This is a genomic window from Solibacillus sp. FSL W7-1472, assembly GCF_037969775.1.
GTDB classification, from domain to species: Bacteria; Bacillota; Bacilli; order Bacillales_A; family Planococcaceae; genus Solibacillus; species Solibacillus silvestris.
Genome location: NZ_CP150208.1, coordinates 3740532 through 3765076, shown reverse-complemented (window position 1 = coordinate 3765076; position 24545 = coordinate 3740532). Strand labels below are relative to the sequence as shown.

Genomic DNA, 24545 nt, shown 5'->3' with positions numbered 1-24545 from the left:
ATGAATGGGTATTTGAATTTTTTATCATATCTGGGCGTGTCATTAGGTTTATTAATTATCGGTATGGTGCTGTTTGCGCTCAGTACACCGAAAATTAAAGAGTTTCAGTTAATTGCACAAAGGAATGTCGCAGCCGCAATGTTAATGGGCGGTAAAGTAGTGGGTCTGGCAATCGTATTAGGTGCAGCGGCAGAGTATTCAATATCATTAATGGATATGGCTATTTGGGGTGTGATTGGAATTGTAGCGCAGGTAATAGTGTTTTTCCTGGCTGAAATTATAACAATCCGCTTCAGCATTCAAAAGGCGATTGAGGAAGATAACCGTGCAGTCGGAACAATGTTATTATCGTTATCAATTGCAGTCGGGTTGATAGTTGCGAAATGCATATCTTATTAATTTAAGGAGCGGAAACGATGAAGCGGTTAATTTACTATGTTGAAAAAGGAAATGGTCATTATGAGCCGTTTTATGAATATACGGAAACAAATGTAGGGATCGATGAATTTTACGCAAGGCAGCTTTGCACGTATTTTATTATGCGCGGTACACAGTATGAGCTTGTATCGAATGAGATGGAAGAAGATGTGGAAGTCCTTGTGCTAAAGGAGATGGGCCGCAATTTATCCGGTGAGGATGAGAAAAACTTTCGTGAGCGGGGTATACATATCGAGTTTAGAAGCCCAAACGAACGTGAAAATTATCGTCTGTTGTCACGTATTCCTTGTGATACGCATTTTGAAGTGATCCGCTATTTACTGAAAAACGTAGTAGATATACCATCGATTGGACAAATGCTTGTTACTTCAACAGAGATTGATGAAGATCGTGGTGTCTACGTGATTTATGTTACCGAGATGAAAGTGAGCTGAGCAATCCATGACGAACAGCGAGCGCAGGAAATTTTATGCAAGTATTGACCGGTTTTGGGCCGATTTATATAACGAGGAATATGCTCTCTATGACGTTTATGAAGTAACAGAAGAAGAAGTAGAAAAAATTCGCATAGCTACTGAATGTGCAGGGAAAATCTTTTTTAAAACAGCCCATTTATTACGCAATCTTCCGGATGAAGCACTGATTGAAATGGGCTATCCAGAAGAAACGATTCCTATTCTGCGCCTGAAAACACTGGAAGCGGAAAGTGTTATTGCGCGTTTTGATTTTATTGCTCATAATGGCGGCTATAAATGTATTGAAATGAATGCTGATACACCTACGTTCATCAAGGAGTTATTTGTTGTAAACGGTCAAATCTGTAAAGCATTCGGCATGGAAAATCCGAATAATGAAATGGAAGAGATGTTAAAAAGCATGGTGAGGAAAAGTGTTGCCCAAAGTATATTTTCCCCTGATGCACATATCGTTTTTACCGCACACGATGATAATATAGAAGATTATTATACTACTCTTTACATAATGCAATTTGTGCCCGGAGCAAAGTTTACTCCTTTACACCAATTGCAAATACAGAAGGGTGTCGGGTTGTTCGATGAGGATGGAAAGCGGATCGACTTGCTGTATCGTCCAACATTTCCGATAGAAAATTTAATTCAGGACGAAGATGATGCGCAGAATCGAATAGGATTGTGGCTAATGGAACTGGTAGAGCAGGATTTGCTGACAATCCTTAACCCACCCTCGGCATTTTTATTGCAAAACAAAGCAGTACAAGCCATCATCTGGGGCTTGCACGAAGAACGAAATGCATTTTTTACGACGGAAGAGCATGAATGGATTGCCGAATATTTTTTGCCGACCTATTTGGAAGATAGCCTGTTTATCGAAAAAGGAATCCGCTATGTAAAGAAACCCGTATTTGGCCGGGAGGGAGATACGGTAGAAATATTTGATGAAGACGGACAGCTTATAAAAGAAGATATCCATAAATCGTATCATCACTATCCAAAAGTGTACCAGCAATTCATCGAGCAGCCGAAAACAACTTTCCGAAGCGAAAAGGGAAGACAAACAGGTGAATTGCTGGTCGGCAGTTTTTTAATAAGCGGAAAGCCGGCAGCAATAGGGTTGCGTGTTGGCGGGATGATCACAAACAATTTATCGTATTATTTACCGATTGGAATGTAAGTTAAGGGGTGTCACATAACTTGAGCAATCATTCTATTGCTAATTTATCGTTTATAATTTGCGCGGTTATTTTATTAAATAATGTAATGGTCTTTGTATTAAATACCGAAATATCCAAGGCAACATTTAATCTGTCGATACTTTTAATGGTTATTTTATTTTTGAATGGTGTAGTGCATAAGAAAAGGGCCAGTAAATAAAACTGGCTGGGACAGATGCATTTTAAGTTTGTCCCAGCCGCCACAATATTAGAAAAGTAAATCCGATATTACTTGGATAATTAACAGGAAAAATATAATAGGAAGCAAAATCTCAACCCATTTCCCTTTTAGATAAGGAATGATTTTTAGACCGATATGGGAGCCAACAATCGATCCGACAGCTACAGGAACAGCAACACCCCAATTAACGATGCCATAGAACAGGTAAAATAAAAAAGCAGTTGTGCAGCTTGCAAACATTAAAAAACGAGTCATTTCTGCAGCCATTACATAGCTGACTTGTTTCTTCAGAAAATATGTAATGTTTAGCAGTGCAGAACCTGTTCCAAGCCCACCATCATAAATACTAATAAAAAAAGGTGCAATTAAATTAGTTTTCTTTTCGATGTCGGACTGCTCATTAATAACTTCTTTCTTTTTACTTTTAATAAGAAAAAAGAACATTACGATTAAAACAATACATGCAACAATATTCATCGTATGTTCCGCCAATCTTGTTGCTAAAAATGCCCCGCTTATACCGCCAATTGCTGCAATCAGCATAAATGGAATCATTTTTTTCAGTTGTACTCTTTTTTTCAACGTCAGAACAATAACCGTCGAAAATGAAGATATGCCTGTTGCAAATTTATTAATTGCGACAGTCGCATGAATCGGAATGCCGACTAACAATAAGGAAGGAAGCAATACGAATCCTGCAGCCCCAAACATGACCCCTACAATGGAAGCAAGTATGCCGATTGCGAATAAAATGAGCCCATCTATGGATAGCCACTCTATAAATAAGTTCTCCAAACAAATCCCCCCTACTCACAAAATACTGCTATACTACTCATAAAACAAATATATATATTTTGTATATTCATAAATTTAAGTTATGAGTGGGTGAGGAAATGAATTTACATACGCTACGAATTTTCACAAATGTTGCAAAACTGGGCAGTATTACTGAAGCAGCGAAACTCCTGCATATCAGTCAGCCGGCTGTAACTATACAAATACGCAAACTTGAACGAGAAATCGGAGTGAAACTTATAGAAGGAAAGGGAAGGGGTATTCAGCTTACTTATGAAGGTGAATTTCTTTATGAGCAGGGCTTGCGGTTATTTCATTTGGAAGAACAGATTGATGATAAATTTAAATCCTTTTTGGAAAAGAAAGAGAATATAAAAATCGCTTCGTCTTATATTTCAACCAATTATATTTTGCCGCCAATCATTGCGGGATATAAATCAAAAAATCCAAATATCGATATGTATGTATCGCTTGGAAATGTACAGTCTGTGGAGCGTCATGTTCTTGATTATAAAGTTGATTTTGGTTTTGTCGTGCAAAGTAATATTGGCCATGAAGATTTATCCTTTGAAAAAATACTGGATATTTCGTTTTGGTTTGTTGTCCATCCAGCACATCCATTAGCAAATAAAAAAGTATCGATTTTTGAGCTAAGTGAGCATGATTTTATTTATAGGGAGCGAGGCAGTTCAACACTGGATTTAATGGAGGCTATTTTTTATACGCATAATTGCCCGTTACCGAGATTTGGCTTACAAATAGAAGGTGTACTGGAATCGATTAAAGTTGTGGAAGCCGGTTATGGAATGGCAATCGCACCAGCATGCAGTGTTAAGGAAAAACTATTGCAAGGCAGCATTGCACGCGTCTTTGTCAATCAAGTGGAAATCAGCCAGAGCTTGTTTTGCTGTACAAGAAAAGTGGATAAGGTGAAGCATCCGTTTATTCAATATTTGAAAATGAATCTGGGCAATTTAGAAATTTAAAAGGTTCTTTTTAAGAATAAAAACAAGTAAAAAAATTTTTTGAAATAGTAATCGCTTACAAAATTGACATACCCCTAATGATGGAATAATCTGAAAATATAACGTCTGGGGGTGTGTATAAATGAAGTTTTTATCCAAACCTAAGCCATTTAAAGAAATTATTCCGAAAGTGCTTCAAGTGATCTTGAATATTGGTTTAACAGTATTGGCGTTAACTCTTTGTGTCATGCTCATCATCGAAATGGTCGAGCTTTTAAAGTTTATATTTAACGGGCAAAAGCATGAATACAAATACTTACTGGCAAAAATTCTAGTATTCTTCCTGTATTTCGAGTTTATCACGATGATTGTGAAATACTTTAAAGAAGACTATCATTTCCCGCTTCGTTATTTTATGTATATCGGAATTACGGCCATGCTCCGTCTCATTATTGTCGAACATGATTCGGCAATGGATACACTCATTTTTGCAGGGGTAATCCTGATTTTAATTATTAGTTACTATATTATTAATATTACACCAAGAGAGCGGCCTATCAGAAAAACATAAACTTCAAGTTATTAAAAAAGGCTAATCAAATAGATTAGCCGTCCAGCTGATACCGGTTATAATTAATCCCCTGTTAATTGATTTTCTCAACGTTCAACTGCCACTTTCCGTTCGCGTCTTTTGAAACAGCCATTTTTACGTTAATATCTTCGAACAAAATGACTCCTTCTTTATAGATCATTATTGCAATAGTCACAGCATTTAAATACCGTACATCTCTGTAGGAAGCCAAATATTTAACAGTGGTATTATTTGTTAGTGTTTTGATTTTTTCCATTGAAGTTTCTTTAGAAATACCTAGTTGCTCAAAGTCATTGAGCAGGTTGTTCTGGTTAAAGAAATACAGTTCGCCATTTGCAGCTTTCACAAGCATATTTGCAAATTGAGAACGTTTAATCGGTGTACTTGGTTTGAAATTTCCGTCGTCGTAACCACTTAAAATTCCGGTTGTTTGAAGTGTCGCGATTTCCTGTCCCCAAGGATACGTAAAGTTTTTTCCATCGAATATGTCAGATGGGGAAGCGCCACTTTCTTTGTAGCTTTGCAATTGAATTAATGGAATTTCATATGCTTTTATAATTACACCGGCAAATTGTCCACGCGTTAAAGGTTGGTTAATACCGAATGCCCTCGCAGAGGAAGAAGTATCATTCACATAATACCCGCGCATAATCCCGTTCCAGTCCAGCTTATTAATGTAAGGATAAAATTGATCTGTCTTTGGCACATCAATAAAGTTCGCACCACTATACCATTCCGTATACTCAATCTCTTTTAAGCGGTCATCCAATACTTTTGCAAGTATACTTGCCACTTGGCCACGCGTAATATTTTCATATGGTCTAAATTGAGGCAATGTCCGGCTAATTGCTTTTTGGTCTAATAAATACTGAACAGAGGGATAAAAGTTGTCCGATTCTTTGACGTCTTTGTAATGAACAGTCGCAGCATTGACGTTCGTTCCGATCGCAAACATCAAGCCTAGTGCAATACTAATGGAGGCAATCGTTTTTCTCATTTTTTCAACTCCTTTAAATAAATTTATAGTATTTCAACCTAAAAGATAACATTATAAGGAAATTATTACAACGAACTATAAAAGTAGCGGGATTTTAATAGAGGGTGGGACATAACCCAAAAATGCCTTTTTTCTCTGAGAGAAAAAGGGCATTTTTTGCTGTGCGTTAAAAATTGATTTCTATTCCAGGTCGGACGCTTTCCGCGGGCGTGAGGCCAACAGGATGTTGGTCACAAAAGCGTTAAGCCTAAAGATTATAGTTAAGAAATCCCTTCACTCCATGTAGACTGCATCGTATGATTGGCCTTTTTCTTGTCCAGCATTCTTACATATATATTATTTGATAAAAGCGCAATGATAATCAACACTGTTCCGACAATATCAAACACCGTTACCGCATTCCCCTGAATAATAGAAATGAATAGTGTTGTGACAGGAACGAAATTGATGAACAGTAATGCATTTAAAGGTGACAAGTAGTTGACGCCAATGTTCCAGCCCAATAATGCAATGACACCCGGGAAAATAATCATAAACAGTAAGTGTGGACCTACTGCAACTACATCGTTTACAGCTGGCACAGATAAAGTGCCGAACATTGTCGCACCTAAAGTAACGAATAATGCGGTTACGGTTCCAAGTAAACAGCTCAATGTAGAATAGCGCAAAGCAGACCAATGACTGAACTCATTGGCGCCCATTGTATAAATCACCCATCCGACGACAGCGATAAAGATGAAAAGGGAAGGGATAAACTGACCTGTCGTGCCTAAAAATGCCTGAAGATCGCCTTTTGTTATAACTAATACCGCACCGATAAATGATAATAATACACATAGTAATGTAAACAGCGATGGACGGTGTTTAAAAATCATCCATGAGATGACAATCGAAATCATCGGCATAAGTGATTCCATAATAGAGGCCGTCATAACACCGGATTGTCCGAGTAAATCCTCGCCCCAGAAAATAAGCAAATTATAAACTGTAAAGGCCATCGTACCGAAAAACCAAAGCTGCAGGCCTTTTCCTTCCATACGGAAAGCTCTCTTTCCTTCCTTCCATAACAGCAGTGCAATTAAAATAATCGTCACTGCGCCATATCTAAAAATGGTGAAGTAGAATGGATCTATATGTTTAAATGCACCATGGGCTACCGGAAACATTGCCCCCCATGATACTGCAGCTATAAAACATAGAATAGAACCGATTAGAACATTATTTTTCAACCTTTATTAACCTCATTTCACTAAATAGTCACGATTACTATCTTACAATTGTATAACTATCTCGTAAAATGAATAAAAGTTATCATTAATATCAGTATTTGAGATACCATGTTAAAGTAATAGGAACAGGAAAAGGAGACTGGATGCATCGTGGAATTTAAAGACTTGGAAATTTTCCAACTTGTTGCCGAGAAGGGAACAGTTACGGAAGTAGCGAAAGAATTAAATTATGTCCAATCGAATATTACATCAAGAATACAAAAACTTGAAGTAGAATTGAACACGCCATTATTTAACCGACATAGACGAGGGATGACTTTGACACCTGAAGGAAAAAATTTGTTATCTTATAGTAAGAAAATATTGCTATTAACGGAGGAAATGAAAAGAGCCGTTCTTAATAAAAATGAACCAATCGGAAAGCTTGAAATAGGTACGGTCGAAACGGTCTACCATTTACCGAATATATTAACTTCCTATATGAAAAGTTATCAAAGTGTCGATTTGTCATTAATAACAGGGGTAACAGAGAAATTGGAGCAAAAAGTACTGGATTATAAATTGGATGGAGCGTTTATAACCGCATCGAATATTCATCCGGATCTTGAGTCATATGAAGTATTTGATGAAGAGCTTGTATTAATTTCAAACTCACCTCATCTGAAGTTGGGAGAATTAGAAGGCATCCCGTTCCTATGTTTCAGAAAAGGCTGCGGATACCGGGCACGTCTGGAAACATGGTACCAGGATCAAAATATCAGTCCTCAAAAAGTGATGGAGTTTGGTACACTGGAAACGATTATACGCAGTGTTTCAATGGGACTAGGGGTTTCATTTGTCCCAAAGTCAGCTGTTGCACATCTGGAGCAGAGCGGGACTATTTATTGTCACTCATTGCCAAGTGAGTATAGTAAAGTAAAGACGGTCTTTATTAGGAGAGCGGATTCCTATTTGACGGCAACGATTGAAAAGTTTATTGAAACAATTCAACATAATAGACAAATCGTATAAAAGGAACAAAACTTCCCACATTAGGAAAACTAACTTAAAGAAAAATAGTGAGGTGAACAGATGAGTAACCAGCTATCTGAATTTCAAATTTCCTTAAAGGAGATTCATTATTTATCACCAAAAGTAAATCAGGGGCTTGAGTTAATATTTGTTGTTGAAGGGCAGATTACTGTTGAGACAGATAGCCATTTTTATGAATTAAATGAACTTGATTTATTGGTTATTAATCGGAACGAACTCTTTCAGATAAAGGGAAATCCTGATAATTATGTGCTCAGTCTAACAATTTCGGATACATTTATCGACCGATTTTATAAAAATTACCGTGATAATCGCTTTGAATGCTACTCAAAGGAAGTGCATATGGGGCGCGAAAAAATGCTTAATAATCTTCGTAAGTGGCTTATTAAGTTAATTATTTCCTATTACCGTCAAGATGAAAGCCACCAAATTGAGTTTCAAAAATATTTATGTGATATCTTGCTTACGCTCATACGCGGCTTTAAGAAAAAAGGGAGCTCCTCAGAAAAATTGGATACAAATGATCAGCGGCTTATGCAAATTATCGATTACTTGGAAAGAAATTATGATCAGCCGATTACGTTGGAGGAAATGGCCCGAAAATCCTATTTGTCGACAGCTTATTTATCCCGTTATTTTAAACAAAAGATGAATATGGGGTTCAGTCGTTATTTAATGACAATCCGTCTAAAGCATAGTGTAAAAGATTTACTCTATACGAATGATACGGTATCACAAATCTCGATGAATAATGGATTTCCCAACACGAAATCATTTACGACCCTTTTTAAAGAAAACTATGGGATGACACCGCATGTCTATCGGGAGAAACATCCTGTAGAGAAGAAGGATTCATTTAAAGAGTACCCGCTGGAAGATGCGGAACAGCCAGTACATTCACCTGAAATTTTAGGCAAGTTAGGGGTTATTTTAAATACACTTGATCAATCGTATAAAAATACGCAATCGAAATTTGAAGAATTGTCATTGGATATAACAGCACCTGGCAATATTCCTATTTCAAGGCCCAAACATATGGTTATTGCGCATGAGTTGAAGGAATTACAAAAGGAAAATATCCGTGCACAAATTTTAATGGCGAAAAGAGAAATCGGGGTAGATTTTGTAGGAATCAGTAATTTACTAAAGGGAGAAGCGATTTCAGCTGAGATTGAAACAGATGAAATTATCCCGACAAGTTCACAATATTTTAAAACCGATATTGCCCTGGAATTTTTAAAGCAGCAAAACTTGGCACTTTTCGTAAGAATTGATTATCAGGAATTATCGATGGATGAAGAAAATTATCTCAGAAAGCTGGAGCATTTTTTGAAGCATTGTCTGCAATTATATGGTGGTTCCTATTTAAGCGCCTGGCATTTTCTCTTTTATGAACCATACAATACTATCGTGGCAGCAGATGAGCTAAAACGGGTTTATTTTAGGTTATACCATTTGATAAAAGGCATTGTACCGGATATTCATGTCGGTATGTTTTTACCTTTTTCCTTTGAAAAGGAGAAGACAAGCGAAGCGCATATATGGCTGTTAAAAGAGGCGGAATTTGTAGATTTTATAGGGTATCATTCGAATCAAAATGATGTTGTAGATTTTAAAGAGTTGAACGATGACCGCTTTTTCCTGACAAAAGATTATTTAAAAGAAAAAACAGAAAAAATAAAAGCGTATTTAAAGAAGAATGGAATTAAAAAGCCGCTTCATGTCATTTCATGGAATACTCTTTCCGGAAATACACGCCTGACAAACGGCCGCTTTTTCCGCGCAGCATTAGTATTGGAAAATATGCTGGACATATCAGATGAGGTGGAATCAGTAGGTTTTTGGATTAATACGGTTGTACATGAAAGTGAGAGTGACGGCCAACGTATCCGGATTGAAGGGCTAGAACTTTTCCATTATTTTGATGGAAAAAGACCGGCATATTTTGCGTTAATGTTTGCAAAAAGGCTAAACGGTAAGATTGTTGCCCAAGGACCTGATTACATGATGACAAAAAATGAACGTGGGTATCAGTTAGTGCTCATGAACAGTAAAACCGTGAATCCTTATTATTTAATTGAGGAAACGTTTTTGCAAATGTTCAATAAGGACTTATTTGTGAAAATTAAAGGAATGGAGCCTGGCGAATATCAAGTGCGAAAATACACGTTTGACCGTGAGCATGGCGCACTTTATACAAATTGGATTGATTTGAATAGCCGCTATGGATTGGATATGGAAGTCATTGATTATATTAACAGGTCAAGCTATCCTCAACTTGAAATTTTTGATGAAAAAATTATAAGTGATTGGTCTTTTTATTCATACTTAACGGTGAATGCCATTCATTTTTTTGATATAAGAAAAGCTGTTTTATAAAAAGATTGTTGCGAACGATACGCAGCAGTCTTTTTTTATTTAAGTAAAAAATTGACGGTATATTTTTGCTACTCCAATTGTTTCCGTAAAAAATATACAGACTCGTATACATGTTATACGCAAATAATAACTTTTTGACATATAGATTTCTGTATAAACTAAAGACATGAAGTATTGATCAGGCTTTAACGGCTAAAGAATATTCTCGAGAAAATAAATCATTATTGTTAATTGTTAAAGCGTTGTTGAAATATTTCTTTTAATACTAAGGAGTATGATTAAAAGAGATTTGAAGACATTATAATTACGCGGGAAATTTTATAGGAGGATTATTATGAACACATACAAAGGTACGAATAAAATGATCATCGGAATTGTATTCGGTGTTATTACATTCTGGTTATTTGCTCAAGCAATGGTAAACGTTGTACCAGCTGTTCAAGAGGATTTAGGCATTTCGCTTGGTACGATTAATATAGCGATTAGTTTATCGGCATTATTCTCAGGAATGTTTATCGTAGCGGCAGGTGGTCTTGCTGACAAAATAGGTCGTAAAAAAATAGCGGTCATCGGTTATTGGCTAAGTATTCTTGGTTCACTCTGTTTAGTATTGGCGCAAGGTGCTGTTTTATTAATAATCGGCCGAATTATTATCGGTCTTTCAGCTGCATTTATTATGCCATCTACAATTGCTTTAATCAAAGCTTACTTTGAAGGCGCGGACCGTCAAAGAGCATTAAGCTACTGGTCAATTGGTTCATGGGGAGGTTCCGGTGTTGCATCATTTGCAGGTGGTGCCATTGCGACTTCATTAGGGTGGAGATGGATTTTCATCTTCTCGATTGTATTCGCTCTAGTTGGTCTGTTTTTATTAAAAGACACACCTGAAAGTAAACAGGAGTCTTCAGGAAAATTCCGTTTTGACTACGTCGGTCTAGGCATTTTTATTGTCACAATGGTTGCATTAAATATTTTAATTACGTATGGTGCAGACTTTGGTTGGACAAGCGGCATTTCCTTAATTTTAATGGCAGTAACAGTAATTGGATTAATTACATTCATTCGAGTAGAGATGAAAAAAGAAGTTGTACTAATCGACTTTGCAGTATTTAAAAACAAAGCCTATACAGGTGCAACGGTATCGAACTTTTTACTTAATGCAATAGCGGGTACATTAGTAGTAGCCAATACGTATGTGCAGGTAGGACGTGGATTTAATGCTTTCCAATCAGGCTTACTTTCCCTTGGCTATTTAGTGACGGTACTGGCAATGATCCGTGTAGGGGAGAAAATACTTCAACGTGTTGGTGCTAAAAAACCGATGATTTGGGGTGGAATAATTACTACGGTCGGTGTTGCATTAATGGGATTAACATTCTTGCCGGATGTAGCGTATACAATCGCGGTATTCGTAGGATTTGCTTTATTCGGTCTTGGCTTAGGTATTTATGCAACACCGTCAACAGATACATCTGTATCCAATGCACCTTCTGACAAAGTTGGGGAAGCGGCAGGTGTATATAAAATGGCAAGTTCTTTAGGTAGTGCGTTCGGTGTAGCCATTTCCATGACAGCATACGGCGCGGCATCTGCAAACGGCAACCTGGAAATCGCCGCAACAACAGGGATCATCATTAACGTCATATTCGGTGTCCTTTCCATCCTATCAGTTTTATTCCTAGTTCCAAAAAACGCGGGGAAATCAGTCGATTAATTTAAATGATGTAAACGCCTTGTCAAAGGCGTTTACATCATTTTCTTCAAAATTTAAGTTCAGGAGTGGTAACCATGAAACAAAAACTAATGGAGATGCTGGAACTTCGTAAAGATGAAATGATTCAAATCCGGAGACATTTACACCAGCATCCTGAAATATCGTTTCAAGAAGAAAAAACTGCACAGTACATTCTCGACTTTTATAAAGGAAAAGATGTAGAAGTTCATTCAAATGTCGGAAATGGCTACGGAATTATTGTAACGATTAAAGGCGGGAAGCCAGGCAAAAATATCGGGCTTCGCGCAGACTTCGATGCATTGCCGATTACCGAAGAAGCCGATGTTCCATTCAAATCTGTTAATGAAGGAGTAATGCACGCATGCGGCCATGACGGACATACCGCATATTTACTTGTATTGGCCGATTGTTTGATCGAATTGAAAGATGAGATACCAGGGACAATTAAAATTATTCATCAGCATGCAGAAGAAGTTCCGCCAGGCGGTGCGAAAAGTATCGTAGAGTCAGGGCTGCTCGATGATTTAGATAATGTTTTCGGGATTCACTTGCTGCCAATGGGCCCCGCAGGATTTGTCGGTTATAATTCTGGTTTTGCCTTCAATGGGCGTGCCTACTTAAAACTGAAAATTCAAGGACGCGGCGGACATGGCTCCTCACCACATTTGGCAAACGATGCGATTGTTGCCGGTGCACACTTTGTCACTGCTGTGCAAACAATTATTAGCCGCCGTTTAAGCCCCTTTGATATCGGTGTTATTACAATTGGTTCCTTCGACGGTAAAGGGACATTTAATGTGATTAAAGATAGTGTAGAACTTGAAGGCGATATTCGCTATATGACGATAGAAACGAAGGAAAAAATTGAAGTGGAAGTAAAAAGATTAGTAAGAGGTTTGGAAGAAGAATTCGGTGTCACTTGTGAGTTGACGTATGAAAACGACTATCCGCCATTATACAATGACCCTGAATTAACAGCGAAAGTAGCAGGATATTTAGTAGGGGCGAATGATCCGATTATTACAGAGGTGAAGGAAGTGCCGCCAATGTCACCATCTGAAGACTTTGCCTATTATGCAGAGAAGTTCCCGTCTTGCTTCTTCTATATTGGTTGTTCACCAAAAGGAGTAGAAAAACCTTATTACAATCATCATCCAAAATTCGATATTGACGAAGATGCGCTTCTGGTCGCGGCTAAAGCGGTCGGACATGTCGTATGCGGCTATTATGAAGAAAATTAATAATAAAAAGGAGTTTCGGATTCATACCGAAACTCTTTTTTTTGGACAAATCCCTCTACCGAACATCTCATGTAACAAATGTATATACTAATTTGATGCATAAGAACGAGTGAGAAAAGGATGTGTTCAAGTGCTTAACGAGTGGCATGCAGAAGTGGAGGAAGTGTACGATCAAATGGTTGCTTGGAGAAGGCATTTGCATGAGAACCCTGAACTGCCATTTCAAGAGGTACAAACGGCCAGAATGGTAGGGGATATTTTAGCAGGTTATGGAATTAAAGTGCAACGGAATATTGGCGGGCATGGCGTTGTCGGAATTTTAAAAGGGGGAAAAACAGGGCCGACGATTGCATTAAGAGCTGACATGGATGCGTTACCCATTCAACAGAAAAATGACGTACCCTATAAATCCCAGGTCCCGAATGTTATGCATGCATGCGGTCACGACGCACATACAGCAACATTGCTTGGGGTAGCAAAAATACTAAGTAAATATGAAGATCAACTCCATGGGAAGGTTAAATTTATATTTCAACCAGCGGAAGAGCAATTTCCGGGGGGAGCGATTCAAATGTTAGAAGAGGGTGTGCTCGAAGGGGTAGATGCAATCTTTGGAAATCATGTCCTATCTTCCGTCCCATTAGGAAACTTTACGGTACCAAAAGGGAGTGCTACCGCTTCCAGTGACTATGTAAAAATTAGAATAATCGGTAAAGGCGGACATTCTTCCGCTCCTCACACTTCAGTCAATCCAATTGTGATTGGCACACAAATTATAACTCAAATCCATTTGTTAATGAGTCAAAAACTTGATCCGGTACAACCGGTAGTGGCAGCAATTACTGTGTTCAACTCCGGGGGTACAATAAATGTGATTCCCGAAGAAGCTACAATTGAGGGGACAGTTCGTACATTTAACCAGGAACAACAGGAAAATGTCCAAACACTTTTAACACATATTCTTAATAATGTCACAGTAACTTATGGTGCTACTTATGAGATGGAATATACAAGAGGATATCCGCAATTAGTCAATACCGAGAAAGAAACAAAAGTTGTAAGAGATTTGCTTGATAATATTAACCATTTAAATGTCGTTGAGATGCCCCCCATTATGGCAAGTGAAGATTTTGCATATTATTTGCAACAAGTTCCCGGAGTATATTTTTATACTGGTTCAGCTACAGATGCCCCCACTACACAATTTCCTCATCACCATCCAAAATTTAATATCGATGAACAGGCAATGAAAAACTCGGCGAAAGGATTTTTAAGTATTGTACATTATTACTTAGTTCCAGACGATGCCTGACAAAATTCTCATTATATCGATTTATTTTGAAACCATTTCCAAAAGAATGCGGTATATAGGGAAAGGGGGAATAATATGAAATTTCTTCTAATCGGTACAGGGTTGTCTTTAATAGGAATTTTGCTTTCTATTATTATTTGGGATGTTCATATGATTTCCACTATAACGAGCGGGATTGGTTTTATCTTTTTTATTGTGGCATGCATTTTTTCCGGGGCATTCGTCAATGGTGACCGAATGCAGGCAAACACGGCAATGGAAACGAAAGAAAGCTGGATTCAAAGAAATACGATTGCATTGTGTTCTCTTAATATGGCAATTCCTAACTTCGCAGTTGCATTCATCTTTTACTACTATTTAGGCTACTAATTTTTCTTTTAAAAATATTGCCAAAATATACATGTATTCATATAAGTTCTGTTTAAGTAATATGTTAATGTATTATAGAATTTGGAGAAGTGGGGTTAACTAGATTGAAGGTACTTCAATTAGCAATTTTATTAGTTTTTACAGTTTGTTTTATTACTGTAACGCCAGCGTCGGCAGCAGAAAAAACGATCGATCAGTATTACATGGATGATGTAAGTTATGAACATGGCGCATACGAGCAGTTGGAACGTTTCTTATATGCAAATATTATCGACGGATATGAAGAGCCAACAGTATATGAAGAAGATGGCGAAGTATACGAATTTACGTCTATTCTTTTAAAGCCGGAAAACAGTATTACACGTGCACAGTTTACAAAAATTTTAGTGAATGCAATGAATTTAACGAGTGGCGATATTAAAAAAGAATTCTCCGATGTTAAATCTTCTGCATGGTATTATGACTTTGTTCAGATTGCCAGCAGTAAAGGCATTATTACCGGTAAAGAAGACGGTACATTTAAACCGAACGATAAAATTACACGTGCTCAAATGGCAGCGATGATTTATCGTGCATTTAATGAGACTGTTGATTTTTCAAAAACAGGAAAAATATTTAACGATGTTAATCCGAATAGCTATTCTTATGAAGCAATTGTGAAAACAGCAGGTGCCGGTATTGTTAATGGCTATGGAGAAACGTTCAAACCGAATGATTTTGCAAAGCGTTCTCATGCAGTACTGATGATTGACCGTGCTTTACATTTAGAAAGTGGAGAAGCAGAAGACGAAGCTTCAATCATTGCAACAGTGAATCGTTATATTGATGAAGAGTTTGAGTTTTCATCAGATTCGGAAAACGTAGAGGATATGGATGCGCTCTATCGTGAAACAACAACAGGCTACTATTTAGCTTATTCACTTGATAGCCAATTGCTATTGGAAGACGCAGATTTCTCAACCGGTTCTAGTTCATCTCAAAAAATAGGCGAGTATTCAAGTAAGTTGATTTCATTGAATAAACGTTTTGCCGCAGTAAAAATTGATGATTTGAAAGTTCATATTAAGATGAATGACCCTGAAATCAACTTCAATTTGGAAATGACATTAGATTTATCCGGAACAGCTTACTTAAAGAAAACAGAAGACGGCCTGTGGAAAATCTATAATCTAGTCTATGATGAAGAAGACTATGATAATATGCTGACTGCAGCTGCAGCAATGGAAGAACAATAGTAATTTCCCCTTCTTTTATAGAGAAGGGGATTTTTTTATGAGAACATATAGCAGAGTTTATTCATGAACATTTCGAAAGATTACGATATTAAGGTATTATTATCTATTATATAATACATTCAAAGGGGAGATGGGCATGCATACAAAATTACAAGCCGTAGTAGATACGATGGAGCTATATCAGGCAACTTTTCCGGAAGATGCTTGTATCATTGTAGCAAGCAATGAAGAGGTAATGGGATACTTACCAGGCAAGTTTATTGATTTAAAAATTAATGTAGGGTTGAAAATGGTAGATTTCCGCGGCACCGTTACAGAGCGTGCATTGACGACAAAGCGTTTTATAAGAGAAGAAAAGGGTCCGGAAAGATTTGGGTTTGCTTATATTTCATCAGCACAACCAATTTTTGATGGAACAGACATAATAGGTGTAGTAAGTGCCACTATCTCAAACAAAAAAATGGATTCCATGCGTCAATTAGCGACAGAATTATCGAGTGCGGTAGAGGAAATGACTGCAACGAACGAAGAGTTAACGGCGGCGAGCATGGATGTATCAAACCGCTTGGATGGCCTTGTCACATCAACAGAAATGATGACGGCCGATATTGGGGAAATAAACCAAATGGTCGAACTTGTAAAAGGAATTGCATCAAAATCACAAATTTTAGGATTAAATGCATCGATTGAAGCGGCTCGTTCTGGCGAGCATGGAAGAGGATTTGCCGTCGTAGCGAAGGAAATTCAAAAAATGGCGCAGAATAGCAAAGATAGCGCAGAAAAAATTGCTGCGCAGCTTACTAAAATCCGTACTTCCATCGAGGAAGTTAATGGATCGACAAGTCAAATCGCAGCATTTACAGAACAGTTTGCCACAAGTATGCATGAACTGAACGATGCCTACGGAAATGTTAACAGCACCGCAGAAAAGCTATTGGATATTAGTGAAATAAAATAATAGAGATAGAACAACCACTCCGAAAGATGATCGGAGTGGTTGTTTTTAATTCACATTCAACCGGCTTTTTATAAGTACATGTTTTAAAAATGCCGCGCCTGTAGCAACAAGCGTGGTAATTATAATAATAACAATACCGATCACTGCCACTAATGGCGGCAGTGCATTTGAATACTCGAGCAGGAAGAAGCCCGAAATGTACAAAACGAGAATGACATAGGCGCAATATTTTATATAGTTTAATCCTTGTTCAAGACGACTGGAAAAAACAGATTCCCGCTCAATAATAGCAATCATCTTCAATGTTTCATAAAGCGCATAGAAAAATGGAATTGCGGTCGCATACATACCTAACAAAATCGGATATTGCAGGTAGGCGACTTCCGGATTTAAATGCGCAGTTTCCTGAGCCACACCCGGTAAAATAAATACACATAATGATGACACAAGTACACCAGTTGAAATAATAAACGTTCTTAAAAAGATTGAATTTAATTTCTGCATATTAATCCCCCTCCATTCAGATATATGAAAAACAGACGTTAGAAAATTCGGAAAGTTTCCGAGTGCAAATAATGATTTGCTACTCCTATATATTCCATTAATTGTTACAATAAGTAAAAGAGGTGAATTGAATGTTCGGTACAGATGATTATAAAAAAATAGGAAATAATAAAAAACATTTCTTATTTTTTAATCTCATGACAATTCTTTTTTTTACCGGAATATCTTTTACTTTTGTTATTCCAAATTTGAAGGGATTTGACCTGGGTTTTTCATTCTTAGTTTTCCTTATTTATATCGTTGTTGCGAATGTTTTTGTGGGAATTTTTGTTCATAAAACGGAATTGGTTTTTTTCATTTCGTTAATATTCAGTGCTCTCGGAATGGGCTGGCGTCTATGGCTTGAGTGGGGAGAATTCAGTTTAGTCGAACATACAAACATTGTTGTGATGGTAGGTTATCCGTGTATTACAGCGCTTATAATTACACTTATTTATGCTGTTTCAGAAAAGTTCAAGACCAAAAAGCTCGTCATTATAGATAGGAAATAGAAGAGCTTGCAATAAAATTAGGAAGGTGGATTTGAATGGAATATCGATTGGCTACTACAGATGATATGGAATTATTAATAGATTTACGTAAGCAATTATTAGTGGAGGAAGGGCAAACGGTATCTCCCAATATCGATGAACAATTAAGAAATTTTTTTGAGAAGCAATTGAACGCTGACCAATTTGTTCAATGGATCATTGAGGAAGAGAAAAGTGCAATCGCTACAGGGGGCATTCAGTTTATTTCCTTTCCCCCTAGTTATTTCAATCCTACAGGCATTCGCGGGTATATTTTAAATATGTACACAACACCGGAAAGCAGAGGTCGGGGGCTTGCCAAACAATTGGTTGAGCGACTGTTGGCAGAAGCAAAAGGAAGAAGTGTACAACACATATTTTTAATTTCTTCGCCGATGGGAAAACCGTTATACAAAAAAGTCGGTTTTAAGGAAAATGATATTTACATGGAATATTTCATTCAATAACTTAGGGGGATGAGGAAATGATTTTAGAAACGGACAGACTCATATTAAAGCCATATGAAGTTGAAGTTGCAGATGCAATTTTTGAAGTAGTAAAGCATAGGGAGATTGCGGATACAATGGTCATGATTCCGCATCCGTATCCACGTGAAGTTGTAGATCAGTGGATTTCCTATTTGCAAAAAAGCTTTGAGCAAGGAACGGCCTATGAATTTGCAGTGTTTTTAAAAGAGAGCGGCCGCTATATCGGGAATTGCGGGCTCGTTACGGTTTCAAAAAACCACCGCAATGCAGAAGTGGGCTATTTTATCGATGTGTCGGAGTGGGGCAATGGCTATGCAACAGAAGCTTGCAAAAAAATAATTGATTACGGATTTCAGGAACATCAGTTAAATAGAATTTACAGCCGCTGCATGGTTAGAAATATCGCTTCAAGAAAAGTGATGGAGAAGTCCGGAATGGTATGGGAAGGCCGCCACAGACAGGAATTTTTAAAAGAGAATGTTTATGAAGATATGGATTATTTAGCTATTTTAGCTGAAGAATATTTTAAGGGGAAACTTATTTAGTTTCATATCATGAATTGAGGTGGGAGTTACAAATGAAGGATATGAAAGTTGATATACTTGTTGCCTTTCAACTAACTTTTGCATTTATGGCAACGTTGATTTGTATTTATAGTTTGGTTACAGATCGCTTCCACCTGCAGCCGCTTATGTTTATCTTTATGAGTGCGATGTTTGGGATAATAGGATTTAGAGAATACAGACGGACTCAAAATAAACAGTCAGGAATTCTCTTTTGGGTTGTATCAGTAATTATATTTGGCGTTGCGTTTGTATCGTTGTTTGTTAATTAGAAAATGCAGGATTAAAGAAAGATTCTCGTAATGGCAGGGTTTTAAATTTCCTCTATAGAACCTTTTAAAATATGCGATATAGATACTTTTAAAAGGACTGATGAGATTGGAACAAATTCAGCAAGTAATAAATACAACCCCGAAACATATTTTGTCTGCAGCAACGATTGTACTGAACAGTAAAAATGAGATTCTGCTTATTAAAGGACCAAAAAGAGGTTGGGAGATGCCGGGTGGTCAAGTAGAAGAAGGCGAGTCTTTGACGGCTGCAGCGATTAGGGAAACAAAAGAAGAATCGGGAATCGATGTGGAAATACTCAAATTCTGCGGTATTTTTCAAAATGTAGAGAAATGTATTTGCAATACGCTGTTCTTAGCGAAACCAATCGGGGGGACACCGACAACTTCTCCAGAAAGTTTGGAAGTTGGGTATTTTCCAATTGAAGAGGCCCTTGAAATGGTGACAGCCGGAAACTTTCGACAAAGAATAGAATATTGCTTGGATGCAACGAAGCACCCATTTTTTATAGACTTTTAGTGTAGGAAATGACGAAACAATATGTATCGCAAAGGGAGGTTTTTCTTTGAAGAAATCATTTGTTGGAGTAGGGATTACGTTGTTATGTTTAACAGGTTGTTCCACAAATGAAATACAACCCTCTACCGTCGCAAATAACTCTCAAAGTATAGAACAATACAAAACAATCGCTACCAATCTTGAAGCACCATGGGCTATTAATAAACTTGGAGACACTTTTTATATAACGGAGCGAACAGGGCATATTGTAAAAGTAGAGCAAGGGGAAATGACAAGGCAGGCTGTAAAACTTGAAAAAACACTTTCCACTGCATCTGAGGCAGGGCTGCTTGGCTTTGTACTGGCGCCGGATTTTGTACAGTCAAATGAAGCCTACGCTTATTATACGTATGAAACAGCGAGTGAGCAGTATAATCGAATTGTAGTGCTTCAACAGGAGAATGATAGCTGGCGGGAGAAGCGGTTACTTCTTGATCAAATACCTAGTGGTAAATATCATCACGGCGGACGCGTAAAGATCGGCCCGGATCAAAAGCTTTATGTGACAGCAGGTGATGCATCGAATCCGCAAACTGCACAGGACCTGACTACACTTAGCGGGAAAATATTGCGCATGAATTTGGACGGAAGCATTCCAGACGATAATCCTTTTCCGCATTTATACGTGTACAGCTACGGACACCGAAACCAGCAAGGCATCACCTGGTCAACTGATGGAACAATGTATGCAAGTGAGCATGGGCAAAGCGCAAATGATGAAATTAATAAAATTGAAGCTGGACAAAATTACGGCTGGCCTATAATTGAAGGAGAGGAAGAGCAAGAGGGATTCATATCCCCTTTGTTCACCTCGGGGAGTGAAAGTACATGGGCCCCTTCAGGTATAGCATTCTATGACAACAAACTATATGTTGCGGCACTCCGGGGGACAGCATTGCTCGAATTCGATTTAAAGTCAAAAGAAGTAAAAGAAATCGTCAATAATGTAGGCAGAATCCGCGATGTATGGATTGAAGAGAATATATTGTACTGGATTACGAATAATACGGACGGGCGAGGTACACCAGAAGAAAAGGATGATCAATTGTATAAGCTAGAATTATAGGAAATTAAAAGGAGCGTAAAAGTGAAAAAACTTTTATGCTCCTTTTTATAATGATTGCTTTTATTCGGATTGTTCATCCCAAAATAGTTCATCCAAAGTTCTATTCAATGTTCTACATATTGCGATACATACACTTAATGTCGGATTGTATTTGCCAAGCTCAATGAGTCCGATTGTTTGGCGTGTGACCCCAACCTTTTTTGCGAGCTCATCCTGTGATAGATCATGTTCAATCCGGGCCATCTTTAAGCGGATATTTTTCATTGGTATCGCCCCACATCATCATCTTCTTCAAGCATTTTGCTGTTTACCTTTTGGCTTTTTTTCAAGGCACTTTTATAGGCAGCAAATAAAAGCAGTAAATAAAATGGAACGTAAATAATGATTGAAACGAAAAATACTAAAAAGAAATATTCAATAGCCTGAGATGAACTGTCTGCATACTGGTACGCACTATTAATCCCCATGAAAAGTGCGATAACCAGCCCCATGCCAATACCGATGATTAGCTGTTTTGTGCTGTATGAAAATTTGCTGTTGGCATCATGAAGTTCAACTTCATCCGAAAATACTCCAAGTTGTGAGGAACGGAAGCCGTAGTATAAACTGACACCTATTAAAATGACTATCTCTGTAGTAACTGACTCCATACTTACTCCGAAGCGATAAAATTTAACCCCAATCGACACGAGAACAATCATCATCGTGAGTAAATATATTTCCCGGTAAATTTTATTTTGCATGTTGTACACGCGCTCATCGACCACTTTTTTGTTCCAAAATCCCATCATATTCCCTCCCCAAATTTATTGTTAAGCTTATTATACAATATATAATTCTAAATGCAATTTATATATGTCATTATGTAATTTATTTTATGCTTAATTAAATACAAAAAAGCCGCAATTGCTAATGAAAGCAATCACGGCAAGTGTGTTTTTCGGATTATTTCACCAAACCTAATGAGTCGAGCGGGTAAAATCGGATAGATGTAGAGCCAAGAATATGTTCCTTTGAGACAAGACCAATGCGTGGATCTCGGCTGTCACTACTTTTGCGGCGATTGTCGCCCATTACAAAATAATAGTCATTCGGAATTTCTGATACACCTGCCAGATTTTCCAGCGTGAAGTCATGAGTCAAATCACCTGGATCGTTAAGAGAAGATTTATATTCATCCAAATAGGGCTCATCGACTTTCTGACCATTTATATAAAGTACATCGTCTTTATATTCGATTTGATCACCTGGAAGGCCGATAATTCGTTTAATAAAATACTCACTTTCTAAACCATCGAATACAATGACATCAAATCGCTCAAAATCATGAAGCGTCTTTCCGATTTTATTGACGATAATCCGGTCTCCGTCTTCATATGTCGGCATCATGGAAGCACCTTTCACATCGATCGGAGTGAAAATAAACGTCCGGATTGCTACAACAAACAAGGCGGTTATGGCGATAACTTTGATCCATTCCAGCAGCTCATTTTTTTCTTTTTTCATCTCTATAACCTCCTTTTAGAACATGATAGCTCAAATTAAAATTAATTTTATTTTACAACCCCATGAAGCTTCAATGCCTCCACAAACACATTGGCAATATTCAGCATGGACTGTTCATCCACATCGAATTTTGGATGGTGATGTGGATAGACAGCTTCAATTTCCTTATTGCCGCCACCTGTGAAGAAAAACGTCCCCGGCTTTTCCTGTAAATAATAGGTGAAGTCTTCTGCTCCCATGCGAGGTGGGGCATTTAGTACTTGCAAATCTGGCAGGTTGATTGAAACAGCTTCTCGAAGCATAGCTGTTTCGGCCGGGTGATTATATACAGCGTCATAACCACGTGTATAGTTAAATTCCAGTTTGGCCCCGTACTGAATTTCAATCGCTTTGCATAAGTTGTTTAACTTTTGCTCCACCATATCGCGGATTGCTGGATTGAATGTACGAACAGTCCCCGTTAAATGGGCCTTATCGGGAATGACATTGCCGACTGTGCCACTTTCAATTTTTCCGATTGTAATAACAGCAGATTCAATTGGATCTGTATTTCGGCTGACGATCGGCTGCACTCCAAATACAAACTGTGCCGCTGCAACAATCGGGTCTATTGTTTCATGAGGTGATGCGCCATGTCCGCCTTTACCTTGAATAGTAAGCTCAAAGAAGTCCGCAGCCGCCATTGCGTAGCCTTCACAAAACAGTACAGTACCTAATTCGCTCCATGAAGATACATGTGAACCGTACACATAGTCGACGCCTTCCAGGCAACCTGCTTCTACCATAGCTTTTGCACCGCCTGGTACGACTTCTTCCGCAAATTGATGGATGAATACAATATTGCCGTGAAGCGCATCATGGTTGTCAGCAAGTGATTTTGCTAAACCGAGCAGTGCGGCTGTATGGATATCATGACCACAAGCATGGCTTACTCCATCGACTTTCGATTTGTAAGGTACTTCTTTTTCATCTTGAATCGGAAGTGCATCAAAATCGGCGCGGAACGCAATTGTCGGTCCGTCGTAAGCGCCTTCTAAGCGGCCAACGACGCCATTTCCGCCAACATTTTCTTTTACCTCAATACCAAAAGAACGAAGCTTTTCAGCAATTAGTTTTGGTGTATTAACTTCTTTGAATGAAAGCTCCGGATACATATGCAGATGTCTTCGAATTTCAACCATGTTCTCATAGTTTGCTTGCAGTTTCTCTTTTACGCTCATCTTCTCCACCCCTGAAAAATTAGTCGTTATTCAAAGCTTCCCATTCTTCTCTAAGTAACCCCATGCGAATCGAGTCATAATAATGCCCTTCGTAATAGCGGACTTTACGAATTCTTGCTTCTAGCTGCATTCCGAGCTTTTCGCCAACACGAATCATGCGTTCGTTGCCTGACCATGTCGAAAAACCAACACGCGCTAATGGCATTGTATGAAATAAATGGGCAATCCATAATTTTAATGCTCGAGTTCCGATGCCTTTTCCCCATAAATGCCCTTCATGCAGGATAATGCCCATCTCCAGCCACTTTGAAGGTTCGTGTTCCCAGTAGTAGGAGATAATTCCGCGAACGACTCCCGATACTTCAATGACCCAAAAGCTTTCATCCCCGATCCAATCCTGATTTGTCTGGATAAATTGTTCATAAGGAATCGCTCTATGCGGATAGTACGGCGCATCCCACTTTTTCCACTCGGGCTGTTCATCTTTATATATCAGTTCCCATAAGCGTTCCATATCTTGTTCTGTTATTGGTCGGATAGTTAATTCCTGATCTGTGTACATTGTTTTCCTCTTTTCAAAATAATTTGATGTTCATCTGATTGAAAAGAGTCGAAAGATTACTTTTCAATCA

Annotated in this window: 28 protein-coding genes; 19 read left to right on the top strand and 9 right to left on the bottom strand. The window is 38.0% G+C overall.

Annotated elements, in window-relative coordinates; genetic code table 11:
- Genes MKY07_RS18800 through MKY07_RS18790 form a run of 3 tightly spaced genes read left to right on the top strand, consistent with a single transcriptional unit; the run spans position 1 to position 2088 of the window.
- Positions 1-399: a DUF350 domain-containing protein gene (locus MKY07_RS18800; RefSeq protein ID WP_008405945.1), complete on the top strand. Its 399-nt coding sequence runs from the start codon at positions 1-3 to the stop codon at positions 397-399.
- 17 nt (positions 400-416) lie between these two features.
- On the top strand, positions 417-872 hold the full coding sequence (locus MKY07_RS18795; protein ID WP_008405943.1) for a hypothetical protein: 456 nt from the start codon (positions 417-419) through the stop codon (positions 870-872).
- 7 nt (positions 873-879) lie between these two features.
- Positions 880-2088 (top strand): glutathionylspermidine synthase family protein, encoded by a 1209-nt coding sequence (locus MKY07_RS18790; RefSeq protein WP_008405942.1) that lies wholly within the window; start codon positions 880-882, stop codon positions 2086-2088.
- Between the two features lie 248 nt (positions 2089-2336).
- On the opposite strand, the gene MKY07_RS18785 is transcribed toward MKY07_RS18790, so the two are convergent.
- The gene (locus MKY07_RS18785) at positions 2337-3104 is read right to left on the bottom strand and encodes a sulfite exporter TauE/SafE family protein (protein WP_008405941.1); all 768 of its coding nucleotides are present in this window, start codon (positions 3102-3104) and stop codon (positions 2337-2339) included.
- Positions 3105-3202: 98 nt separating this feature from the next.
- On the opposite strand from MKY07_RS18785, the gene MKY07_RS18780 reads away from it, so the two are divergent.
- Entirely contained in the window at positions 3203-4090 is an 888-nt protein-coding gene (locus tag MKY07_RS18780) for a LysR family transcriptional regulator (protein WP_339263352.1), read from the top strand.
- A 121-nt stretch (positions 4091-4211) separates the two neighbouring features.
- A complete protein-coding gene (psiE, locus tag MKY07_RS18775; protein WP_008405939.1) occupies positions 4212-4640 on the top strand; it encodes a phosphate-starvation-inducible protein PsiE in 429 nt (142 codons plus the stop codon).
- Positions 4641-4713: 73 nt separating this feature from the next.
- Here the strand turns inward: psiE and MKY07_RS18770 are convergent, their stop codons facing one another.
- Complete coding sequence (locus MKY07_RS18770) at positions 4714-5658, bottom strand: S-layer homology domain-containing protein (RefSeq protein ID WP_008405938.1); 945 nt, start codon at positions 5656-5658, stop codon at positions 4714-4716.
- 260 nt (positions 5659-5918) lie between these two features.
- Entirely contained in the window at positions 5919-6887 is a 969-nt protein-coding gene (locus MKY07_RS18765) for a DMT family transporter (RefSeq protein ID WP_008405937.1), read from the bottom strand.
- Between the two features lie 150 nt (positions 6888-7037).
- On the opposite strand from MKY07_RS18765, the gene MKY07_RS18760 reads away from it, so the two are divergent.
- The 8 genes from MKY07_RS18760 to MKY07_RS18725 all read left to right on the top strand — a co-directional run bounded on the left by MKY07_RS18760 (position 7038) and on the right by MKY07_RS18725 (position 17148).
- The gene (locus MKY07_RS18760) at positions 7038-7898 is read left to right on the top strand and encodes a LysR family transcriptional regulator (protein ID WP_008405936.1); all 861 of its coding nucleotides are present in this window, start codon (positions 7038-7040) and stop codon (positions 7896-7898) included.
- 60 nt (positions 7899-7958) lie between these two features.
- On the top strand, positions 7959-10298 hold the full coding sequence (locus tag MKY07_RS18755) for a helix-turn-helix domain-containing protein (RefSeq protein ID WP_008405935.1): 2340 nt from the start codon (positions 7959-7961) through the stop codon (positions 10296-10298).
- 334 nt (positions 10299-10632) lie between these two features.
- Positions 10633-12012, top strand: a complete 1380-nt coding sequence (locus MKY07_RS18750; RefSeq protein WP_008405934.1) for an MFS transporter — start codon at positions 10633-10635, stop codon at positions 12010-12012.
- Positions 12013-12086: 74 nt separating this feature from the next.
- Positions 12087-13274 (top strand): amidohydrolase, encoded by a 1188-nt coding sequence (locus tag MKY07_RS18745; RefSeq protein ID WP_008405933.1) that lies wholly within the window; start codon positions 12087-12089, stop codon positions 13272-13274.
- Positions 13275-13404: 130 nt separating this feature from the next.
- Positions 13405-14586, top strand: coding sequence for an amidohydrolase (locus tag MKY07_RS18740; RefSeq protein ID WP_008405931.1), 1182 nt, complete (start codon positions 13405-13407; stop codon positions 14584-14586).
- Positions 14587-14661: 75 nt separating this feature from the next.
- A complete protein-coding gene (locus tag MKY07_RS18735; RefSeq protein WP_008405929.1) occupies positions 14662-14955 on the top strand; it encodes a DUF5316 domain-containing protein in 294 nt (97 codons plus the stop codon).
- Positions 14956-15059: 104 nt separating this feature from the next.
- Positions 15060-16190: an S-layer homology domain-containing protein gene (locus MKY07_RS18730; protein WP_008405928.1), complete on the top strand. Its 1131-nt coding sequence runs from the start codon at positions 15060-15062 to the stop codon at positions 16188-16190.
- 136 nt (positions 16191-16326) lie between these two features.
- A complete protein-coding gene (locus tag MKY07_RS18725) occupies positions 16327-17148 on the top strand; it encodes a methyl-accepting chemotaxis protein (RefSeq protein ID WP_339263351.1) in 822 nt (273 codons plus the stop codon).
- Between the two features lie 45 nt (positions 17149-17193).
- Here the strand turns inward: MKY07_RS18725 and MKY07_RS18720 are convergent, their stop codons facing one another.
- A complete protein-coding gene (locus MKY07_RS18720) occupies positions 17194-17652 on the bottom strand; it encodes a DUF2975 domain-containing protein (RefSeq protein WP_339263350.1) in 459 nt (152 codons plus the stop codon).
- Positions 17653-17783: 131 nt separating this feature from the next.
- Here MKY07_RS18720 and MKY07_RS18715 point away from each other — a divergent pair, with 131 nt between their 5' ends.
- The 6 genes from MKY07_RS18715 to MKY07_RS18690 all read left to right on the top strand — a co-directional run bounded on the left by MKY07_RS18715 (position 17784) and on the right by MKY07_RS18690 (position 21187).
- Complete coding sequence (locus MKY07_RS18715; protein ID WP_339263349.1) at positions 17784-18203, top strand: ABC transporter permease; 420 nt, start codon at positions 17784-17786, stop codon at positions 18201-18203.
- A gap of 35 nt (positions 18204-18238) precedes the next feature.
- A complete protein-coding gene (locus MKY07_RS18710) occupies positions 18239-18688 on the top strand; it encodes a GNAT family N-acetyltransferase (protein ID WP_339263348.1) in 450 nt (149 codons plus the stop codon).
- A 17-nt stretch (positions 18689-18705) separates the two neighbouring features.
- Entirely contained in the window at positions 18706-19254 is a 549-nt protein-coding gene (locus MKY07_RS18705) for a GNAT family N-acetyltransferase (protein WP_339263346.1), read from the top strand.
- A gap of 32 nt (positions 19255-19286) precedes the next feature.
- The gene (locus tag MKY07_RS18700) at positions 19287-19544 is read left to right on the top strand and encodes a YczI family protein (protein WP_014822469.1); all 258 of its coding nucleotides are present in this window, start codon (positions 19287-19289) and stop codon (positions 19542-19544) included.
- A 106-nt stretch (positions 19545-19650) separates the two neighbouring features.
- Positions 19651-20082, top strand: coding sequence for an NUDIX hydrolase (locus tag MKY07_RS18695; RefSeq protein WP_065216103.1), 432 nt, complete (start codon positions 19651-19653; stop codon positions 20080-20082).
- A 46-nt stretch (positions 20083-20128) separates the two neighbouring features.
- Positions 20129-21187, top strand: coding sequence for a sorbosone dehydrogenase family protein (locus MKY07_RS18690; RefSeq protein WP_339263344.1), 1059 nt, complete (start codon positions 20129-20131; stop codon positions 21185-21187).
- Positions 21188-21247: 60 nt separating this feature from the next.
- Here the strand turns inward: MKY07_RS18690 and MKY07_RS18685 are convergent, their stop codons facing one another.
- From MKY07_RS18685 to MKY07_RS18665, 5 genes are all read right to left on the bottom strand, one after another.
- A complete protein-coding gene (locus MKY07_RS18685) occupies positions 21248-21451 on the bottom strand; it encodes a helix-turn-helix transcriptional regulator (RefSeq protein WP_008405912.1) in 204 nt (67 codons plus the stop codon).
- Positions 21448-21975 (bottom strand): DUF6773 family protein, encoded by a 528-nt coding sequence (locus MKY07_RS18680; protein WP_008405911.1) that lies wholly within the window; start codon positions 21973-21975, stop codon positions 21448-21450. Before MKY07_RS18680 ends, MKY07_RS18685 begins: the two co-directional genes overlap by 4 nt.
- A 157-nt stretch (positions 21976-22132) precedes the next feature.
- Entirely contained in the window at positions 22133-22693 is a 561-nt protein-coding gene (gene lepB, locus MKY07_RS18675; RefSeq protein ID WP_339263342.1) for a signal peptidase I, read from the bottom strand.
- Between the two features lie 47 nt (positions 22694-22740).
- Positions 22741-23913, bottom strand: a complete 1173-nt coding sequence (locus tag MKY07_RS18670; protein WP_008405909.1) for an amidohydrolase — start codon at positions 23911-23913, stop codon at positions 22741-22743.
- A 19-nt stretch (positions 23914-23932) separates the two neighbouring features.
- Positions 23933-24475 carry a GNAT family protein gene (locus MKY07_RS18665; protein ID WP_339263341.1) on the bottom strand — a complete coding sequence of 181 codons (543 nt, stop codon included), beginning with the start codon at positions 24473-24475 and terminating at the stop codon, positions 23933-23935.
- Positions 24476-24545 lie beyond the last annotated feature (70 nt).

Bases quoted from the DNA above. Each gene is read 5' to 3' on its own strand.
- MKY07_RS18800 (WP_008405945.1), top strand. From the start codon at position 1: ATGAATGGGTATTTGAATTTTTTATCATATCTGGGCGTGTCATTAGGT.
- MKY07_RS18795 (WP_008405943.1), top strand. From the start codon at position 417: ATGAAGCGGTTAATTTACTATGTTGAAAAAGGAAATGGTCATTATGAG.
- MKY07_RS18790 (WP_008405942.1), top strand. From the start codon at position 880: ATGACGAACAGCGAGCGCAGGAAATTTTATGCAAGTATTGACCGGTTT.
- MKY07_RS18780 (WP_339263352.1), top strand. From the start codon at position 3,203: ATGAATTTACATACGCTACGAATTTTCACAAATGTTGCAAAACTGGGC.
- psiE (WP_008405939.1), top strand. From the start codon at position 4,212: ATGAAGTTTTTATCCAAACCTAAGCCATTTAAAGAAATTATTCCGAAA.
- MKY07_RS18770 (WP_008405938.1), bottom strand. From the start codon at position 5,658: ATGAGAAAAACGATTGCCTCCATTAGTATTGCACTAGGCTTGATGTTT.
- MKY07_RS18755 (WP_008405935.1), top strand. From the start codon at position 7,959: ATGAGTAACCAGCTATCTGAATTTCAAATTTCCTTAAAGGAGATTCAT.
- MKY07_RS18750 (WP_008405934.1), top strand. From the start codon at position 10,633: ATGAACACATACAAAGGTACGAATAAAATGATCATCGGAATTGTATTC.
- MKY07_RS18745 (WP_008405933.1), top strand. From the start codon at position 12,087: ATGAAACAAAAACTAATGGAGATGCTGGAACTTCGTAAAGATGAAATG.
- MKY07_RS18735 (WP_008405929.1), top strand. From the start codon at position 14,662: ATGAAATTTCTTCTAATCGGTACAGGGTTGTCTTTAATAGGAATTTTG.
- MKY07_RS18725 (WP_339263351.1), top strand. From the start codon at position 16,327: ATGCATACAAAATTACAAGCCGTAGTAGATACGATGGAGCTATATCAG.
- MKY07_RS18720 (WP_339263350.1), bottom strand. From the start codon at position 17,652: ATGCAGAAATTAAATTCAATCTTTTTAAGAACGTTTATTATTTCAACT.
- MKY07_RS18715 (WP_339263349.1), top strand. From the start codon at position 17,784: ATGTTCGGTACAGATGATTATAAAAAAATAGGAAATAATAAAAAACAT.
- MKY07_RS18710 (WP_339263348.1), top strand. From the start codon at position 18,239: ATGGAATATCGATTGGCTACTACAGATGATATGGAATTATTAATAGAT.
- MKY07_RS18705 (WP_339263346.1), top strand. From the start codon at position 18,706: ATGATTTTAGAAACGGACAGACTCATATTAAAGCCATATGAAGTTGAA.
- MKY07_RS18700 (WP_014822469.1), top strand. From the start codon at position 19,287: ATGAAGGATATGAAAGTTGATATACTTGTTGCCTTTCAACTAACTTTT.
- MKY07_RS18685 (WP_008405912.1), bottom strand. From the start codon at position 21,451: ATGAAAAATATCCGCTTAAAGATGGCCCGGATTGAACATGATCTATCA.
- MKY07_RS18680 (WP_008405911.1), bottom strand. From the start codon at position 21,975: ATGGGATTTTGGAACAAAAAAGTGGTCGATGAGCGCGTGTACAACATG.
- lepB (WP_339263342.1), bottom strand. From the start codon at position 22,693: ATGAAAAAAGAAAAAAATGAGCTGCTGGAATGGATCAAAGTTATCGCC.
- MKY07_RS18670 (WP_008405909.1), bottom strand. From the start codon at position 23,913: ATGAGCGTAAAAGAGAAACTGCAAGCAAACTATGAGAACATGGTTGAA.
- MKY07_RS18665 (WP_339263341.1), bottom strand. From the start codon at position 24,475: ATGTACACAGATCAGGAATTAACTATCCGACCAATAACAGAACAAGAT.